We start from the raw sequence: 17,843 nt of genomic DNA, 5'->3' as shown, positions 1-17,843 counted from the left end.
ACAATTGGGTACAGGCCTCAGGCCTGCCCGCCTGAGGCCCTTAAAAAATCTCGATGGAATCTCCCGGCGCCAGCCGCTCGACCAGCCCCAACAACACCGCGCGCGGCAAGGCCACGCAGCCTTCGGTCGGTTTACCGTCGGGCGCGGCGCAATGCAGGAAAATCGCGCTGCCTGCACCAGCGACGGGCGGTGTGTCGTTGTGGCCGAGCGTTACGATGACGTTGTAAAGCCCATCGTCGCGCCACAGGCGTTCGGCGGAATGACCATGCGGATGGCGCACCGGGCGGTTGTAGGCGGGGTCGACGTTGTCATCGGACCAGCCGTCATCGGGGCGCAGCCAGCGCCACGGCAATGACGTCGCGGGCAGCGCGACCCGGTCGGGCCGCAGCAGCAGCGTGCGCAGCGGCCAGTGCCCGAGCGGTGTAGCGCCGTCACCTTCGCGTTTGGCGTCTGCCGGAATGGCACCGCTGCGGCCGATGGTGCACGGCCAGGTCTCACCGAAGGCCGACAGCGTGCGCGCCGACGTATCGACGCGCAGGGTCACAGCAGATGCCCGCTGCGGTCGCGTTTGGTGGCGAGATAGGCGACGTTGTGCGGGTTGGGCGGCATTTTGTGCTCGACGCGTTCGGTGACGGAGATGCCGCGCTCGGTCAGCGCCGCGACCTTGTCGGGGTTGTTGGTGAGCAGCCGGATGCGATCGACGCCGAGCAGCGCCAGCATGCGTGCGGCGAGTTCGAAATCGCGCTCGTCCGATTCGAAGCCGAGGCGCAGGTTGGCGTCGACAGTGTCGAAGCCCTGGTCTTGCAGCGCATAGGCGCGCAGCTTGTTGATCAGGCCAATGCCGCGGCCTTCCTGCTGCAAATACAGCAATATGCCGCCACCGGCGTCGGCGATTGCGGCAATCGCGGCGCGTAGCTGCGGCCCGCAGTCGCATTTGAGCGAGCCGAGCACGTCACCGGTCAGGCACGCTGAATGGAGCCGGGTCAACACCGGTGGCGCGGGCTCGCCGGCCGCGCGGTCGCTGGCGAACACCGGGCCGATGACTAGCGCCAGATGCTCGGGGCCGCCTTCCAATGGCCGGAATGCAACGACTTCGGTATCGGGGGCGCCGTCAAGTGGCAGCCGCGCGCGCGTTACCAGTTTCAGGCTTTCGGCGCGGACGTAGCCGAGCACAGCGTCCACATTGACGGTCAGGGCGTCGCCACGCTCGCCATCGACCGCGAACAGTGCCGGCAGCAGCCCACCGGCCTTCGCGAGCCGGATCGCCGCGGCGGCGGCATTTGCCTGGTCGCCGAGTTCGACGGCGCGGAACGGGCCCTTGAACGGCGAATCGAGATCGCGCACCGGATCGGCAATGGCGACGCTGGCGGCGAGGTCCATCCACGGCGCGCGCGCGATGCGGACGACGCTGGTGCCTTCGGCGGCACGCTGGTTGGTGATGTGGAGCAGCGCGGCGCGCGGGCGCGCGATCAGCAGGTCGGCGCGCGTCCCGGCGTCGAGCGCAGCGAGGCTGGCGCTGTCGGCCAGTTCGACGGCGAGCACCGTCAGCGCAGCACCCGCGTCCGTCAGCGTGACGGGTTGACCCCGGCGCAATTCATCGACGGCGCGCGCGACCTGCTGCGCGCCGGTCTTTGCAGTCGCGCTCACAGCGCCAGCTCGACAAGCTGCGGGATATGGTCGGAAGGTTTACCCCAGTTGCGCGCGTCCTCGACGATTTCGAAGCGCGTCGCCTTGTCGGCAATCGCCGGGCTGGCCCAGATGTGATCGAGGCGGCGGCCGCGGTCGGAGGCCTTCCAGTCGGCAGCGCGGTAGCTCCACCAGGTGTAGAGGCGCTGCGGTGCCGGTACGAAGCGCCGGCCGAGATCGACCCAGTCGTGCGCAGCGGCGAGCCGCGCCAGATGCTCGACCTCGATCGGCGTGTGGCTGACGACATCGAGAAGCGCCTTGTGGCTCCAAACGTCCGATTCGAGCGGTGCGATGTTGAAATCACCGACAATCAGCGTCGGCTCGCGCAAATTTGCCGACCAGCGCGTCATGCGCTCAAGAAACGCCAGCTTCTGCGCAAATTTGGGATTCTTCGCGGTATCGGGGATATCGCCGCCGGCGGGCACATAGACGTTCTCGACCAGCAGCCCATTCGGCAGCCGCGCGCCGATATGTCGCGCCTCGCCATTGTCCTGCCAGTCATAGCGGCGGTCTTCGATCAGCGGCAGCTTCGATAGCATCGCGACGCCGTGGTGCATCTTCTGGCCGTTGAGCAGGCGGTAAGTATAGCCCAACGCTTCGAACGCGGCGTGCGGGAAGTCATTGTCGATGACCTTGGTTTCCTGCAGGCACAACACATCGGGCGCATGCTCGCGCAGGAAGCGCTCGACGATGTCGAGCCGGAAGCGCACCGAATTGATGTTCCAGCTCGCGACGGTGATGGCGTTGGTCATGGCTTGATTTAGGGACACAGCGCGCGCGCGTCACCCCGAATGTTCAAGGCGCTGTCCGATGATGCCAGGCCCCAGAAACAGTATGGCCCCCGCTCCGGGGGCATGGAGCGGGGGCCGGTCTGCGCTCGTCACGCAACGGCAGCAATGTCGACGCGGGCAACAGGGGGGCAATCCCGGGCCGATTCGCTTGCCGTAGTTTCTAAATACGACCGCCCACCTTGCCCCTGAATGAACAAACACGACATTTTTAGAAATCTTTGCGCGGCCGCGATTTTTTCGGAGCCGGCAGATTTGGCAGAAGAGCCTCCGGCGGGCAGGGCCTTGGCCCTGCACCCATATGATTGCGTCGGTGTACAAATAGATGCGCTGGGAATCTGTGCACCGGCCCAATTATCGGGTGCAGGGGCAAGGCCCTGCCCGCCGGAGGCCCTTAGTGCTTAATGGCTCAGTGCGTCTTGCCCGGTACGACCTTCGGGCGCGGATCGCGGAAGGTGAAGCGCGCCTTGGGAATTTCGACATTGTAGCGAATGTTTTCCAACCGGACTTCGGTGAGGTTGTTCTGCGCATCGAGCGCGGTCCAGCCGAGCAGTCGCAGTCCGCCGGGTGCGGCGGAGTCGGGCCGGAAGGCCAGGGTGATGGCGCCATATTCGGGGTGCTTGGGGTCACGCGCTTCGACGGCGATCAGTCCCGGCGGGCCGTCGACGATGCGGGCGAAGCGCGCCAGGTCCGAATCGGCATTGATCAGCACGCCGAGCGGCGTGTTGCGAATCGGCCATTGCGAGACCTGGCTGACTTCATAGTCGATGAAGCTCAGCCAGTTGCCATTGGCGACGATGAGGATCGGCGCCTTGGCGTATTGGAAACGGATCTTGCCGGGCCGCGCCAGCGACAATGTGCCCGCGAGTTGGGTGCCATTGGCGGCGGTCTGCACGAAATCCGCCGTCATCGTGGTGGTGGCACGCAGCGATCCGCGCACGGTTTCGAGCGATGCGGGCTCCGCGGCGTGCAGCGCGACGGGCAGCAACAGCAGCGCAGCCGCAGCTAGGCGCAGGCGCAATGGGTTCATGGTAACGGCGACTCCCGGCGGTGGTGCATGCTGCCTAGAAGTAACGCATGCGCTTGAACAGGGTTTGAACCGTCGCGCCAAAAAGCAAACGGGGCGCCGCACACTGCGACGCCCCGCTGTTTGGCCGTTCGGCCGCAGTGAGTTCAGGCGACGGCGACGGCGACGCGGCGGCGGCGCAGCGTGCCACCCATGACGCCGAACCCGGCAACCAGCATCGCCCAGCTGGCGGGTTCGGGAACCGCGGCGGTGTCCATTTCGACGCCCATCATGTTCGCCGGACCGATGTCGCCAAACAGCCCCGGGTCAGCCGAATAGGTGCCGGGCTGCAGGTTCGGATCAAGCGGCGTCGCATATTTGCCGACGATAAACTCGAACGCCGGAATCGAGGCGCCACCGGCATATGTGCCGCCCGTGTATTTGACGTTATTGAAATAGCCGAACGAGTAACGCAGCGAAAAGCCGTTGGCGAGCAGCGGGTCGCTGAAGCCGATATAGGCGCCATCCGAGGTTGAATCGAGGAAATCGAGCGAGGTCCAGGCGCTGGTGCCATATTTGATTTCAAGCCCGACCAGGACAACCGAAGTCGCATAGGCGCCCGTCGGCATAACGCCGCGGATCCACAGCGTATCGGCGCCCTTGGTGACGGTGCCCGATTTGGCATATTTGCACGACGTGATGACGCCCGTCGCGTTGGGGCAGCTGCCGCTGACGAAGGTGGAAGTGAGCTTGCCGAGGCTGGTATAGGCCAGCAGCGGTGTCGTGCCGGCCGGGTTGAGCGTGTTGGTCGATGCCCATTTGACGTCACCGCTTTGCAGGACTCTGCCCGTAGCGTCCAGGACGGCATGTTCGTAGGTCGTGGTGCTGCCCCATTGCATCACGGCGCTACCATAGGTCGTAAATGTGTTCGTTGAATTCTGCGCCGCAAAATCGGCGTCGCTGATTGCTGAAAGCCAGGTTGCGGCATGTACCGGAACCGTCGAGCACAGCACCGCCCCCACAGCAACTGCCGTTAGTTTTTTCCCAAACATCAATATGCTCCCTGGCGCATAACAAACCGCGCTATGATCAAACTATCCACAAGCGAATGCACAATTAAAGTGACAATCGTGACAATTAACCTTTCAAAGTCGCTGTAAAGACGGGAATTTTTGTTGCTGCGTTAACCAGTTCACGCCGGATTGGACTGCGAATCGGTCCGAATCGGATGAAAGATTCACATTATGCGTGGAACCAATGTCGATTCGGTTCGTCGGATTTTCCCGCCTCTTTGCCGGCGCCGTTCAGGCGCGCGGATGCGCGTCGCGGTAGACATCGAGCAGCCGCGCGGCATCGACGGCGGTATAGATCTGCGTTGATGAAAGACTGGCATGACCCAGCAATTCCTGGATCGCGCGCAGGTCAGCGCCGCGCGCCAGCAGATGCGTTGCAAAGCTGTGGCGCAGCGCGTGTGGTGTAGCACTGGCCGGAAGACCGAGCGCCGTGCGGGCAGCCGCCATCGCGCGGCGCACCAACTCAGGCGCCAATGGCCCGCCCCGCGCGCCGCGAAACAGCGGCAGCGCGGATCCCGTCGCATAGGGGCACAGCGCAACATAGGCGTCGATCGCGGCGCGTACTTGTGCGAGCAGCGGCACAACGCGGGTCTTGTTGCGCTTGCCGGACACCGTCAGCGTTTCGCCGAGCGGCAGCGCCGCGCCGGTCAGCGCCAGCGCTTCGGCAATGCGCAATCCCGCGCCGTAGAGCAGCAGCAGCACTGCGGTGTCGCGCGCTGCGATCCAGGCTTCGTCGTGCGTGTCGCCCGCACCGTCGGCGAGCGCGACCGCGTCGGCGGGTGTCACCGGGCGCGGGACGCGGCGCGGAATCTTCGGCGATGCCAGCCCGGCCAGCCCCTCGCAGACGATGCCGTGCTGACGCGCCGCCCAAGCAAAGAAGCTGCGCAGCGCGGAAACCTCGCGCGCCACCGAAATATTGGCCAGCCCGTCGGTGCGGCGGTGTGCGAGATAGGCGCGGAAGTCATTTTGCGTCAGCGCGGCGAGCGCCCCGTCATTCACCGGCCCACCGATATGGTCGACCAGAAACGCGACAAAGCTGTGCAAACTGGCAGCGTACGCGCGCACCGTATGCGGTGAAAGCCGCCGCGCATGCGTCAGGCTATCAAGCCATTCGACCACCAGTGCGGTGGCCGGCTTGCTCACAGGATGGACTGACCCGTCTTCGCCCAATCCTCAAGGAACGCCTTGAGGCCGTTATCGGTCAGCGGGTGCTTGAAAAGCTGGCGGATGACGTTCGGCGGCATCGTCGAGACATCGGCGCCGATCTTCGCGGCCTGCAGCACATGCACCGGGTGGCGGATGCTGGCGACAAGGATTTCGGTGCGATAATCGTAGTTGTCGTAGATCTGCTTGATGTCGGCAATCAGATCCATGCCGTCGAACCCGACATCGTCATGACGGCCGACGAACGGCGAAATGAACGACGCGCCGGCCTTGGCCGCGAGTAGCGCCTGCGTCGCCGAAAAGCACAGCGTCACGTTAACCTTTACGCCGTCATCGGTCAGCCGCTTGCACGCCTTCAGCCCGTCGAAGGTCAGCGGCAGCTTGATGCAGATATTGTCGCCGAGCGTCAGCAGCTTCGCCGCTTCGCGCAGCATCGAGTCGGTGTCTGTCGCGACAACCTCGGCGCTCACCGGCCCATCGACCAGCTTGGCGATTTCGGCGATGACTTCGAGGAACTTGCGCCCAGACTTGGCAATCAACGTCGGGTTGGTGGTGACGCCGTCGAGCAGGCCGGTGGCCGCCAGATCGGCAATTTCGGCAGTATCGGCGGTATCGACGAAGAATTTCATGGCGGGCGCGACCTTTCTGGAATGCCGCCCTTGTAACGCGCCACGGCGCGCGGCGCTACTACGGCCGCAGAGCTTTTCTTTGCATCGGGCCCGCGCACTTCCTACCTAGGCGGGGTGACCAATTCCCCGATTCCCCGCGTCCGTGTCCTCGTTCTGCAGCACGGGCTGGGCGCGCTCGACTATGCCGCGCCGCCCGAAATGGCGCTGGCGCCGGGCGATATCGTGCGTGTGCCGCTGGGGCCGCGCGAAATCGTCGGCGTCGTCTGGGAAACCGAGGCGCTGGCGGCGAACGAAGTGCCCGACGCGAAGTTGCGCGCGGTGCGCGGACGCTATGACGTACCGCCCGTACCCGCGCAGATGCGGCGGCTGATCGACTGGGTCGCGGACTATTACATGGCGCCGCCGGCGTCGGTGCTGCGTATGGCGCTGTCGCTGACCGCGCTCGAACCGGCGCGCAAGCTGATCGAGTATCGGCTCGGCGGCGCACTGCCGACGCGGGCGACACCGCAGCGGCTGCAGGCCATCGAGCGCCTCGAAGGCCGCCAGGGCAGCCCGCGCGAACTCGCCGCTGCTGCCGAGGTCTCCGAGGCGGTGATTCGCGGGCTGATCGCCGGTGGCACGCTGGTTGCCGTTGACGCTGGCCCCGAACGCGCACCGCCGCAGCCCGATGCCGATTTCGCGCAGCCCGTGCTTAGCTATGAACAGGCGGTCGCTGCTGCTGATCTCGTCGCGGCCGTCGATGCGCACGCCTTCGCGCCTTTCCTGCTCGACGGCGTGACGGGTTCGGGCAAGACCGAAGTCTATTTCGAAGCTGTCGCCGCGGCGTTGCGCGCCGCCGATGACGGGTTGGGCGGGCAAATTCTGGTGCTCGTCCCCGAAATCGCACTGACCGCGCCGTGGCTCGAACGCTTTGCCGCGCGCTTCGGCTGCGCGCCACTGGCGTGGCATTCCGATTTGCGCGCCAGTGAGCGCCGCCGCGCTTGGCGCGCGGTGGCGGATGGCGGCGCACGCGTCGTCGTCGGCGCGCGCTCGGCGCTGTTCCTGCCGTTCGTCAACCTGCGCCTCATCGTTATCGATGAAGCCCATGAAGCGAGCTTTAAGCAGGAAGACGGCGTCAGCTACCACGCGCGCGACGTTGCGGTGATGCGCGCACAGGCCGAAAACATCCCGATCATCCTCGCCACTGCCACCCCGGCGATTGAAACGCGCGTTCAGGTCGCACGCGGCCGCTACACCGAACTCAAACTGCCCAGCCGCTTCGGCGGCGCACAACTTCCCGACATCGACACCATCGACCTGCGCAGCAACCCGCCGGTGCGCGGCCGCTGGATCAGCCCGCCGCTGCTCGCGGCGCTGCGTAACAACCTGCAGATCGGCGAACAGTCGCTGCTGTTCCTCAACCGCCGCGGCTATGCGCCGATGACGCTGTGCCGGGCGTGCGGCGAACGCATCGAATGCCCGCAATGCACCGCCTGGATGGTCGAACATCGCCTCACCCAACGACTGATGTGCCACCATTGCGGCTATCAGACGCCGCCGCCGCCGGCCTGCCCGGCGTGCGGTGCAGAGGGCATGCTCGTGCCGTGCGGCCCCGGCGTCGAACGCGTCGCCGAGGAAGTCGCGCAAGTCCTCCCTGACGCCCGCGTCGCGCTGGTGACGTCGGACACCATCTACTCGCCGGCGCGCGCCGCCGCGCTCATCGCATCGGTCGACGCCGGCGACATCGACATCCTGATCGGCACACAGCTGGTGACCAAGGGCTACCACTTCCCAAATCTGACGTTGGTCGGCGTCGTCGATGCCGATCTCGGCCTCGCCGGCGGCGATCTGCGCGCCGGTGAACGCACCTTCCAGCAAATCGCCCAGGTCTCGGGTCGCGCCGGCCGTGGCGCCAAGCCCGGCCGTGTGCTGCTGCAAACCCACCAGCCCGAAGCCCGCGTCATGCAGGCGCTGGTCCACTATGACGCCGAAGGCTTTTACGCCGCCGAAACCGCGCAACGCGAAGAGCTCGGCATGCCGCCGTTCGGCCGCCTCGCCGCGATCATAATCTCCGGCCCCAACGAAGCCCAGGCCAGCGCCACCGCGCGCGCCATCGGCCGCGCCGCACCCAAGATCGACGGCATCAATGTGCTGGGCCCCGCCCCCGCACCGCTGTCGATGCTGCGCGGCCGCTACCGCTTCCGCTTGCTCGTCCACGCCCGCCGCAGCGCCGATGTGCAGGGTATGATTCGCGGCTGGCTCGGCGGCATCGAGGTGCCGAGCGCTGTGCGGGTGGCGGTGGATATCGATCCGCATTCGTTTTTGTAGGGCCTCCGGCGGGCAGGGGTGACCCCTGCACCCTATTGTTTTGGCGCACCTAGCCACCAGTCCTGGCGCCAGCCGGCGATGTCGGTGATGGCGGCTCCCGCGGCGTCGCGCGCCGGGACGTAGCGGAAACGGGCTTCGATGAGCCGGCAGGTCGTTTCATCGAGTATCGCCGAGCCGCTTGAGGATACCACGTGGCAATGTTCGACGCCGCCGTCGGCGCGCACGTCGAAATGTACCGTTACTGCACCGCCAACGCCTGCGGCGCGCGCCGCCTTCGGATAGTCGCCGTTGCTGATGCTGCCGCTTGCCCAGCGTGCGCGGACGATTCCGCCGCCGCTGCCATTGCCGGTGCCACCGCCAACGGCGGCACTGCCAGTGGCGCCATCAACGGTCGGTGCGCTCGGTGCGGCGTCGGCAACAGGTATGGCGATCGGCGGCAATGCAGCGGGTAACGGTGCCGGCACGGCGGCCTTGGCCGGTGTCGCGGGCACTGCGGTGGGCGGCGGTGGCGGCGTGGGGGGCGGCGCAGCGATGTTGGCCAGTTCGATCGCGGACGTCGGTGGCTGTGCGGCCGGCACGACCGACCGCAACAGCAGCGTCAGCAACGTCACATGCACCGCGATCACGATCACGGCGATGCCGAAGCGGCGAGGGGATGCGTCGGTCATGTACCGTGCAGGTGCGATTCGCCGCCGGCAAATTCAAGCGCCCACCAAACAATCGGGTGCAGGCCTCAGGCCTGCCCGCCGGAGGCCCTTAAACCGTGGAATCCATCACCACGTCGATCAGCAATGGCGCATTGGTCGACAGCCCGCGCGCCAAAGCCTCGCGCAACCCATCGAGCGTTTCGACGCGCACCGCGGCGACACCCTGTGCTTCGGCCAGTCCGACAAAGTCGATAGGCGGGTCGGTGAAGTCCATTGCGACAAACACGTCTTCGCGCGCGCTGTGGTCTCCGATGGCGCGGGTGCGTTGTTTGAGGATGCGGTAGCTGCGATTGTTGAGGATGACGAAGACCAGCGGCAGCCGGTAGTGCGCGGCGGTCCATAGCGCCTGGACCGAATACATCGCGCTGCCGTCGCCCGAAAGCGCCACCACCGGCCGGCCGGGTTTGGCGAGCGCGGCGCCGATGGCCTGTGGCAGTCCCATGCCGATGCCGCCGCCGCGCATGCCAAAATAGCTGTCGGGGTGGTTCGACGGAATGAGGTGGCGGATGAAGTTCATGCCGCTCGACAGTGCTTCTTCAATGACGATGGCGTCGTCGGGGAGCAGTTGGCCGATGGCGTGGATGACCGGCATCGGGCGCAGCGGCAGCAGCTGCGCCTCGGCTTCGGCCTTGGCGACGAGTGCTGCCTTGGTCGCGGCGAGCTTGGCGGCGACGGCGTCGGAGCGGTCGGTCGCGGGCGCCATCAGGCTGGCGACGGCGCTGGTCAGGTCGGGGAGCGTTGCCTTGGGCTCGCCGAGGATCGCGGCGGCAGCGGGGAAGTTCTTGCCGATTTCCCAGGCGTCGGTGTCGATGTGGACCAGCGGCATGCCGGGTGGCAGCGCCTCGATGCCGGCGGCTTGGCTTTGGGTCAGCAGGTCGGCGCCGACCGAAATGACGAGGTCATAATCCTTGAGCGCAGCGCGATAGGCCGGCGTCATGCGCGGGATGCTGCCGCCGTAGAGTCGGTGCGACGCCGGGAAGGCGGCGGTGTTCGCCATGCCCTCCAAATACACCGGCGCGCCGATCAGTTCGGCGAGTTCGGCGAGTTCGGCGTAGGCGTCACTGCGCGGCACGGCGTCGCCGGCGAAGATCACCGGGTTTTCCGCGTGCGCAATCATTTCGGCGGCGAGGTTGATCGCGGCAGTGTCGCCGCGCACGCCCGTAGCGACGCGCGTTGGTGCCAGAAGATCGAGGTTTTCGATCGAATTGGTCAGCAAATCACCCGGAATCGACAGGAAAACTGGCCCCGTCGGGTGCGTCAGTGCAACTTTGGCGGCGCGGCGAACGGCGCGCGGCAGGTCTTCGAGCCGCGTCACCTCATACGACCATTTGCACAGCGGCCGCGCCATCGTGGCCAGGTCATCCCACAGCAATGGCTCGGTCAGTGCGATCGTGGTGTCCTGCTGCCCCGCCGTCACTAGCACCGGCGAACCGGCCTTTTTGGCGTTGTAGAGCATGCCCATCGCGTTACCGAGACCGGGCGCTGCATGCAGGTTGCAAACAGCGAGCCGCCCCGATGCCTGCGCATAGCCATCGGCCATCACCATGACGATGACCTCGTTCAAGCCGACGATGTAGCGGATGCGCTTTTCGACGACCATCGCGTCCATCAGCGGCAATTCAGTGGTGCCGGGATTGCCGAAAATCGTGTCGACGCCTTCGCTCGCCAACAGGTCGAGCAGGATGTGTTTGCCGGTGGTCATGCTAAGTCCATGGATAAAAGGGCCTCCGGCGGGCAGGGGTGAACCCTGCACCCGAATTCTGGGTTGGCGCTACATTAGCCAAGGTCGCGACGACAAACAAACAGGTGCAGGGGCAAGCCCCTGCCCGCCGGAGGCCGTTAGAGTCTGATTCTCACTGAATTTGCATGCGCCGGCAGCCCTTCGGCATCCGCCAGCACCGCCGCCGCAGGCCCGATCACGGCCAATCCGGCAGCACCGCAGTCGAGGAAAGTCGTGCGCTTCATGAAGTCGGTGACCGACAGACCAGAGGAGAAACGCGCGCGCCGCCCGGTCGGCAACACATGGTTCGGGCCGCCGACATAGTCGCCCGCCGCTTCGGGGGTGTGGCGCCCGAGGAACGCCGAGCCGGCATGGCGGATGCGCGCGAACAGTGCATCGGGGGCGTCGACCATCAGTTCGATATGCTCGGGTGCCAACCGGTCGATCAACGGCAACGCCGCGTCGAAATCGGACACGATGATGATCGCCCCGAACGCGTCCCAGCTGGCGCGTGCCGTCGCCTCGGTGGAAAGCGCGGCGAGCTGGTGTTCGACGGCTGCCTCGACGGCTTCCGAAAACTGGACCGAGTCCGTGATCAGGATCGACTGGGCTGTGCGGTCATGCTCGGCCTGGCTGAGCAGGTCGGCGGCAACCCATTCGGGGTTCGACTTGGCGTCGCTGACGACGACGATCTCGCTGGGGCCGGCGACCATGTCGATGCCGACGGTGCCGTAGAGCTGGCGCTTGGCCTCGGCGACCCAGGCGTTGCCGGGGCCGACGATCTTGTCGACGGGCGCGATGCTGGCGGTGCCATAGGCGAGTGCCGCGACCGCCTGTGCGCCACCGATGCGGTAGACCTTGTCGACGCCGGCGAGTTCGGCGGCGACCAGCACCAGCGGGTTGAGCCGGCCGGCGGGGGTCGGCGTGACCATCACCAGCCGCTCGACGCCGGCAACCTTGGCGGGAATGGCATTCATCAGCACCGATGACGGATAGCTCGCCAGCCCGCCGGGCACATACAGACCTGCGGCTTCGACCGCCGACCAGCGGTAGCCGGCGCGGACGCCCGCAGCGTCGGTCGCGTCATGGTCGGCGGGGCGCTGTGCGGCGTGGAAGGCACGGATGCGTGTCGCCGCAAGCTCGAGCGCGGCAGTCGTCGCGGCGGGCACTTGCGCGCGCGCTGCGGCAATTTCGGTAACGCTGACTTCAATACCGCTGGTTGCCAGATCGATGCGGTCGAACTTCGCGGTCAGTTCAAACAGTGCTGCGTCGCCGCGGGCGCGGACATCGGCAATGATCGCTGCGACGTCGTTGGCGACACCTGCATCGCTTTCACGTCGTGCTTCGACCAGCGCGGTGAACGCTGCGGCGAATCCGGCGTCGCGCGCGTCAAGCCGCTGCATCGGCCACCGCCCGGCGGAACTTCTCGACAAGCGGCACCACCGCCGGATTGGTCTTGAACGCCGCGCGGTTGACGATCAGCCGTGAGCTGATTTCGGTGATGACTTCAACTTCGGCGAGGCCGTTTTCGCGCAACGTCACGCCGGTCGAAACGAGATCCACGATCCGCGAACTGAGCCCGAGCAACGGTGCCAGCTCCATCGCGCCGTTCAATTTGACGCATTCGGCCTGCACGCCGCGCTTGGCGAAATGCTGGCGGGTGATGTTGGGATATTTGGTGGCGATGCGGACATGGCTCCAGCTACGCGGATCGTCGTTCGCCGCCTGCTCGGCGGGCTCGGCGACCGACAGGCGGCAGCGTCCGATGCAGAGATCGACCGGTGCGTAGATTTCGGAAAAGTCGAACTCCATCAGCACGTCGTTACCGGCAATGCCCAGCTGCGCGGCGCCATGCGCGACAAAGGTCGCGACATCGAAGGCGCGGACGCGGATCACCGCGATGCCGGGGACGTTGGTGCTGAACTTGAGCGCGCGGCTGTTCTCGTCCGAAAAGGCCGGCTCGGGGGTGATGCCGACGCGCGCCAGCACCGGCAGCGCTTCCTTGAGGATGCGGCCTTTGGGCAGCGCGATGATGATCTCGTCGGTCATGATGGCGCAGGCTCTACCCGCGCGGCGGTTGCGCGTCCAGCATCAGGGTGCCACTACGGGCACTCCAAGGCAAAGAGGTCGATGTGGCGGAAGCGGATGTGCGTACGGTGTTCGCCAAACAGGGCGATTGGTGCCGGCGCCTCGACGCGCCGCTTATGGGCCGCGTCTGCGACACGCTGGCGCGCGTCCTCGACGATTCGACGCCCACCGGCCGCGCGGTGTTGGGCTGGTCCGGCGACGGCTTCGCCGATGCGCTGCCAATGCGCCTGACCGGCGGGCTCAACGCGCTGGCGCGGCGCGGTAACCTACCCGCGCTGGCTGCTTGCTATCCGCCAAATCCGACACCGTCTGACGCCGCGCTCTCAGCCGCACTTGCCGACGGCCTGCGCGACGACCGGCTACTCGACTGGCTTGCCGGTGCGCCGCAAACCAACGAGGTAGCGCGTTCTGGCGTTCTAATGCCGGGGCTGCTGTTCATTGCGGACAAGACCGGATTGCCGTTGGCGCTGTTCGAACTCGGGGCCAGCGCCGGGCTGAACCTGCGGCTCGATGACTATGGCTATGTGCTCGGCGGGCAGCGATTCGGCCGGGAAGATGCTCCCTTGACGCTGGCGCCGCGGTGGGACGGCGCACCGCCGCCTGCAGCGCCGCTCAAGGTCGTCGCGCGGCGCGGCGTCGATCTCAATCCGCTCGATCTGCGCGATCCCGCGACGCGCGAGAAGCTGCTGGCGTTTGTCTGGCCGGAACAGGTCGAGCGCGTGCATCGCCTCGAGGCCGCGATTGCAGCGTTCGTTGCCGACCCCGTCGCGCTCGACAAGGCCGACGCCGCAGACTGGGTCGAATCGTTGGTCGCGCCGCGAGAGGGTGTTGCGACAGTGGTGTTTCACAGCATTGCCTATCAATATTTCCCTGCCGCCACGCAGGCACGCATCGCTGCACATATGGCCAGCGCCGGCGCTACCGCGACCGCTGCCGCACCGTTGGCTTGGCTGCGCTTCGAACTCGATGACGCCAGCGCAGGCGCGCCGCCGACGCTGCGGCTGACACTGTGGCCCGGCGGTGAATATCTGCTAGCCCGCACGCACCCGCATGGTGCGGTGGTGCATTGGCTTGGCGCAGAAAGCCCCGCATGAGCGCACCCCGCCTGATTCTCGCCTCGGCCAGCCCGCGCCGCGTCGCCTTGTTGGCGCAGATCGGCATCACCGCCGATGCCGTCGATGCGGCGGATATCGACGAATCGGTGTTTGGTAACGAGCGCCCCGCGGATCACGCTGCGCGGCTGGCTTGGGCCAAGGCATCAATTGTCGCGCAGCGTCACCCCGGCGCGGTTGTGCTCGGCGCCGATACAGTGGTTGCAGTCGGGCGACGTATCCTGCCCAAGGCTGAATCGGATGCGCAGGTGCGCGCCTGCCTCGAACTGGTATCCGGGCGCCGCCATGATGTGCTGACTGCCGTTACCGTTGTCGATGCGGCGGGCAACCCACACCACCGGATGTCGACGACGACGGTGATCTTCAAGCGTCTGTCGGCTGCCGAAATCGACGCCTATGTCACCAGCGGCGAGGGGTTGGGCAAGGCCGGCGGCTATGCCATCCAGGGTCGCGCCGAAGCGCTGGTGCGGCGCGTGCAAGGCTCATGGTCGGGGGTCGTGGGGCTGCCGCTGTTCGAAACACGGACGCTGCTGTCGGGAGCGGGCATCGATGTCTGAAACAGCCTTGATCGAAATCGGTATCGGCGAGACGCGCGCGCTGGTGCTCGACGGCGAAATCGTAGTCGAAGCGCATGTCGAACGCGATGACGGCGGTTTGCGTGCCGGTGACCTGTGGGCGGCGCGGCTGGCGAAGATCCTTGTGCCCGGGGTGCGCGGCATCGTGCTTGCAGGCGACGCCGAAGCGCTGCTCGAACCGCTGCCGCCAGGGTTGACCGAAGGCGCGCTGGTGCGCGTCGAGGTGGTGCGCGAGGCGATTCCCGAAGCCGGGCGGCTGCGGCTCGCCAAGGTTGCTGCGCGCGCCGGGGCGATACGCGGCCCGGGAAGAATCAGTCATGGCCCCGACCTTGTAGCTCGACTGCACGCACGCCGCCTGCCGGTCACTGAAACCAGCGGCTATGGCGCCGACCGGCTCGAAGAAGCGGGCTGGAGCGAAACGCTCGAAGCCGCCACCACGGGCCATAAGGCGTTTTCGCATGGACTGCTGACAATTTCACCGACGCCGGCGATGACAGTGATCGATATCGACGGGGCGGCGGCGCTCGAAGTCCTTGCGCTCTCGGCAGCTGATGCCGCCGCCGCCGCGATTCGCTGCTTCGACATCACGGGCTCGATTGGGATCGATTTCCCGACTGTCGCCGACAAGGGCGTACGCACGCGCATCGGCGAGCTGCTCGATGCCGCATTGCCCAAGCCGTTCGAACGCACTGCCGTCAACGGCTTCGGTTTCGTGCAGATCGTCCGGCCTCGGCAGCGCGCCTCGCTGGTCGAGCTGTTGCGCGCGACGCCGGTCGCCAGTGCCGCACTGGCGCTGCTGCGCGCAGGCGAGCGCGCCGTCGGCGCGGGTGACCGCGTGGTGACGGCAGCACCACCGGTCATCGACTGGCTGACGGCGCGCGCCGACCTGACCGAAGAGCTCGAACGGCGTTGCGGCGCGCGCGTGCGCTTGCAGGCGGACGCTGCACTCGCTACCGCGGCCGGACATGTCGCCACGATCCCCCGCTGAGGCCAAGTGCCCGATCTGCCGCCGGCCGACGCTGGCGGCGTTCGCGCCCTTTTGTTCGCCGCGTTGCCAGGACCGCGATTTGCTCAATTGGCTGGGTGACGGCTATGCGCTGCCGGGCGATCCTGTCGATCCCGATGATATCGGGCTGGACAAGCGCGAGGGGCAAGACTAAATCCGCCGCTCGCACCGCGCTTCGGACGGTTGCGCCCGGGTAGCTCAGGGGTAGAGCAGGGGATTGAAAATCCCCGTGTCGGTGGTTCGATTCCGCCCCCGGGCACCATTACGCAAAATCGCATTGAAAACATTGGGAAATCGTCCAAGAGACGGTCGTCTCAACGTTTTTGCTACACACCCCTGTTACACAATTCGGCCCCAGAATTGGTCACAACCTCCGAGAAAATTAGGAAAATCGGCCGCCGCGACTGTTACACAAAGGTGTTACACAAATTGCCGATCGGCATGTGCCTGCGCGGTGGCAAATTCTATGTCCGACGCCGTGTTCCCAACGATGCAATTCTCGCTGTTGGCAGGATCGAAATTTGGCGATCGCTCCACACCGATAGTCTGGAAACTGCGCTTCGAAGATTTCCGCGTGTAGCGTCGCAGGTTGAATCCCTGATTGCTCGCGCCAGATTTGGCGCTGGAATGAGCGTCGATCAGATGTTGTTGGACCCCTTGATCGAGCATCGTGGTCGCAATGATCCGGCCCCGCCGAACTGGCAAAATATCAGTATGGAAACGGGCGTTCATGGCGACGGTGACGCACCGCGCGTAGATCGTCTGGTTTTGGGGCCAACGTTCGGCGAAGCGTATGACCGGTATATCAACGATCCGACAAAAGGATGGTCGGATCGAACACGTGAAAGCTACGTGACCTGTCGAAAGGTGGCGACCTCTGTCATCGGTGCCAGCACCCCTATGGCGGATATCTCACGGACCCATATCCGTGAATTTGTCGAAGTTCTCAGGTTGCTGCCGAAAAACGCCGCGAAGCGATTTCCAACGCTTTCTCCCCGGCAGGCTGCCGATCTGATGCGGCATGAAAAGGCGCCCAGTCTGATCAGTACTGCCAATGCAAATACCTACCTGACCTCGTTGTCTACGTTCATAAACTGGTCGGTTAACGAGGAGCTTTTGCACCGAAATCCCGCGCGAGGCTTGAGGCTTCCCGACCAAACCGCAAAACGGGACAAGCGGCATCCCTTTTCCGTCGACCAATTGAGACTGATTTTCCACGCACCGCTTTACGTGGGCTGCCTCAACGGTGAACGAGGATATGCGATTCCGGGGTCAGAGTATCCGCAGAACGCGAGATACTGGGTGCCGCTACTCGCACTTCATACTGGTATGCGGTTGAATGAAATCTGTCAGCTCGACGTGGCGGACATTGAGAGTTTGGACGGCATCCCCTGTATATCGGTTCGCAGTGAATCACTTGTCGGCAGCCGTGATAAAAGGCTGAAGACCGCCGCGAGCAGGAGAATCGTCCCCATCCACCGCACGCTCGTCGAGCTCGGCTTCCTCGCGTACGTAGCGGACCAAGGTCGTGGCCAACAAACAAAACTCTTCGATGAAATCGAACCGGGGCCCAAGGGTGCACGTTCGGTCGCTTTTTCCAAATGGTTTACCCAGTTCGTGCGCCGAGCTGGAGCGTGCCGCGAACGAACTTGTTTTCATTCATTCCGGCACAACTTCCGTGACGAGCTGAGGGCCTCCCGAATCGACCATGATTTGGCTATGGCGCTCGGGGGGTGGACGGTCGGCGCTTCGGGACGGAACAAGGTCTCTGAAAACTATGGCCACGGTCATCGCATAAGGATGCTGAGCGACGCTGTAGACGGTCTTGAATTCGCAGATATCGACCTATCCCATCTCAAACGATGATGACGGCACAGCGCTTGATTGTGGGTTCCCGAACTGACGGATAATTCCATCGCGCTCGGTGCGTGTCGGCCGACAAGACACCTTTGTGTAACAGTCGCGGCGGCCGATTTTCCTAA

Annotated in this window: 17 protein-coding genes, 1 tRNA gene and 1 pseudogene; 8 read left to right on the top strand and 11 right to left on the bottom strand. The window is 65.4% G+C overall.

The genetic code is table 11. The features are described from left to right. Positions 1 to 40 precede the first annotated feature (40 nt). The 7 genes from EUV02_RS14670 to fsa all read right to left on the bottom strand — a co-directional run bounded on the left by EUV02_RS14670 (position 41) and on the right by fsa (position 6,346). The gene (locus tag EUV02_RS14670) at positions 41 to 544 is read right to left on the bottom strand and encodes a L,D-transpeptidase family protein (RefSeq protein WP_135247058.1); all 504 of its coding nucleotides are present in this window, start codon (positions 542 to 544) and stop codon (positions 41 to 43) included. Further along, positions 541 to 1,647, bottom strand: coding sequence for a GTP cyclohydrolase II (gene ribA / locus EUV02_RS14665; protein ID WP_135247057.1), 1,107 nt, complete (start codon positions 1,645 to 1,647; stop codon positions 541 to 543). Before ribA ends, EUV02_RS14670 begins: the two co-directional genes overlap by 4 nt. Then, entirely contained in the window at positions 1,644 to 2,438 is a 795-nt protein-coding gene (locus tag EUV02_RS14660) for an exodeoxyribonuclease III (protein WP_207790209.1), read from the bottom strand. The genes ribA and EUV02_RS14660 overlap by 4 nt, the downstream gene beginning before the upstream one ends. Positions 2,439 to 2,883: 445 nt before the next feature. Continuing rightward, on the bottom strand, positions 2,884 to 3,504 hold the full coding sequence (locus EUV02_RS14655) for a LolA family protein (RefSeq protein WP_135247056.1): 621 nt from the start codon (positions 3,502 to 3,504) through the stop codon (positions 2,884 to 2,886). Between the two features lie 143 nt (positions 3,505 to 3,647). Continuing rightward, positions 3,648 to 4,532 carry a PEPxxWA-CTERM sorting domain-containing protein gene (locus EUV02_RS15975; protein WP_243445931.1) on the bottom strand — a complete coding sequence of 295 codons (885 nt, stop codon included), beginning with the start codon at positions 4,530 to 4,532 and terminating at the stop codon, positions 3,648 to 3,650. A 252-nt stretch (positions 4,533 to 4,784) separates the two neighbouring features. Then, positions 4,785 to 5,696 (bottom strand): tyrosine recombinase XerC, encoded by a 912-nt coding sequence (locus EUV02_RS14645; RefSeq protein WP_243445930.1) that lies wholly within the window; start codon positions 5,694 to 5,696, stop codon positions 4,785 to 4,787. Further along, on the bottom strand, positions 5,693 to 6,346 hold the full coding sequence (gene fsa / locus EUV02_RS14640) for a fructose-6-phosphate aldolase (RefSeq protein ID WP_135247054.1): 654 nt from the start codon (positions 6,344 to 6,346) through the stop codon (positions 5,693 to 5,695). Before fsa ends, EUV02_RS14645 begins: the two co-directional genes overlap by 4 nt. Positions 6,347 to 6,475: 129 nt before the next feature. Here fsa and EUV02_RS14635 point away from each other — a divergent pair, with 129 nt between their 5' ends. Beyond that, on the top strand, positions 6,476 to 8,653 hold the full coding sequence (locus tag EUV02_RS14635) for a primosomal protein N' (protein ID WP_135247203.1): 2,178 nt from the start codon (positions 6,476 to 6,478) through the stop codon (positions 8,651 to 8,653). Between the two features lie 32 nt (positions 8,654 to 8,685). Here the strand turns inward: EUV02_RS14635 and EUV02_RS14630 are convergent, their stop codons facing one another. The 4 genes from EUV02_RS14630 to hisG all read right to left on the bottom strand — a co-directional run bounded on the left by EUV02_RS14630 (position 8,686) and on the right by hisG (position 13,129). Beyond that, complete coding sequence (locus tag EUV02_RS14630) at positions 8,686 to 9,321, bottom strand: TonB family protein (protein ID WP_135247053.1); 636 nt, start codon at positions 9,319 to 9,321, stop codon at positions 8,686 to 8,688. A gap of 88 nt (positions 9,322 to 9,409) precedes the next feature. Next, the gene (locus EUV02_RS14625; protein WP_135247052.1) at positions 9,410 to 11,062 is read right to left on the bottom strand and encodes a thiamine pyrophosphate-binding protein; all 1,653 of its coding nucleotides are present in this window, start codon (positions 11,060 to 11,062) and stop codon (positions 9,410 to 9,412) included. Positions 11,063 to 11,199: 137 nt separating this feature from the next. Further along, positions 11,200 to 12,483 carry a histidinol dehydrogenase gene (gene hisD, locus EUV02_RS14620; RefSeq protein ID WP_135247051.1) on the bottom strand — a complete coding sequence of 428 codons (1,284 nt, stop codon included), beginning with the start codon at positions 12,481 to 12,483 and terminating at the stop codon, positions 11,200 to 11,202. Continuing rightward, entirely contained in the window at positions 12,470 to 13,129 is a 660-nt protein-coding gene (hisG, locus tag EUV02_RS14615; RefSeq protein WP_135247050.1) for an ATP phosphoribosyltransferase, read from the bottom strand. Before hisG ends, hisD begins: the two co-directional genes overlap by 14 nt. Before the next feature lie 83 nt (positions 13,130 to 13,212). On the opposite strand from hisG, the gene EUV02_RS14610 reads away from it, so the two are divergent. The 7 genes and pseudogenes from EUV02_RS14610 to EUV02_RS14585 all read left to right on the top strand — a co-directional run bounded on the left by EUV02_RS14610 (position 13,213) and on the right by EUV02_RS14585 (position 17,727). Beyond that, on the top strand, positions 13,213 to 14,262 hold the full coding sequence (locus EUV02_RS14610; protein ID WP_243445929.1) for a DUF2332 domain-containing protein: 1,050 nt from the start codon (positions 13,213 to 13,215) through the stop codon (positions 14,260 to 14,262). Beyond that, positions 14,259 to 14,837: a Maf family protein gene (locus tag EUV02_RS14605; protein WP_135247049.1), complete on the top strand. Its 579-nt coding sequence runs from the start codon at positions 14,259 to 14,261 to the stop codon at positions 14,835 to 14,837. The genes EUV02_RS14610 and EUV02_RS14605 overlap by 4 nt, the downstream gene beginning before the upstream one ends. Next, positions 14,830 to 15,843 carry a ribonuclease E/G gene (locus EUV02_RS14600; RefSeq protein WP_135247048.1) on the top strand — a complete coding sequence of 338 codons (1,014 nt, stop codon included), beginning with the start codon at positions 14,830 to 14,832 and terminating at the stop codon, positions 15,841 to 15,843. The genes EUV02_RS14605 and EUV02_RS14600 overlap by 8 nt, the downstream gene beginning before the upstream one ends. Further along, positions 15,821 to 16,015, top strand: coding sequence for a DNA gyrase inhibitor YacG (locus EUV02_RS14595; RefSeq protein ID WP_135247047.1), 195 nt, complete (start codon positions 15,821 to 15,823; stop codon positions 16,013 to 16,015). The genes EUV02_RS14600 and EUV02_RS14595 overlap by 23 nt, the downstream gene beginning before the upstream one ends. A 33-nt stretch (positions 16,016 to 16,048) precedes the next feature. Continuing rightward, positions 16,049 to 16,123 (top strand) — tRNA-Phe (locus EUV02_RS14590). 179 nt (positions 16,124 to 16,302) lie between these two features. Further along, positions 16,303 to 16,464, top strand: a pseudogene (locus tag EUV02_RS16140) (DUF6538 domain-containing protein); the annotation flags it as partial. A 24-nt stretch (positions 16,465 to 16,488) separates the two neighbouring features. Then, on the top strand, positions 16,489 to 17,727 hold the full coding sequence (locus EUV02_RS14585) for a tyrosine-type recombinase/integrase (protein ID WP_166430647.1): 1,239 nt from the start codon (positions 16,489 to 16,491) through the stop codon (positions 17,725 to 17,727). Positions 17,728 to 17,843 lie beyond the last annotated feature (116 nt).

Origin of the sequence: Glacieibacterium arshaanense, assembly GCF_004681125.1 — a bacterium.
GTDB classification, from domain to species: Bacteria; Pseudomonadota; Alphaproteobacteria; order Sphingomonadales; family Sphingomonadaceae; genus Polymorphobacter_A; species Polymorphobacter_A arshaanense.
The sequence above is the reverse complement of the archived record's forward strand: the minus strand, read 5'-3'. Positions and strand labels throughout refer to the sequence as shown.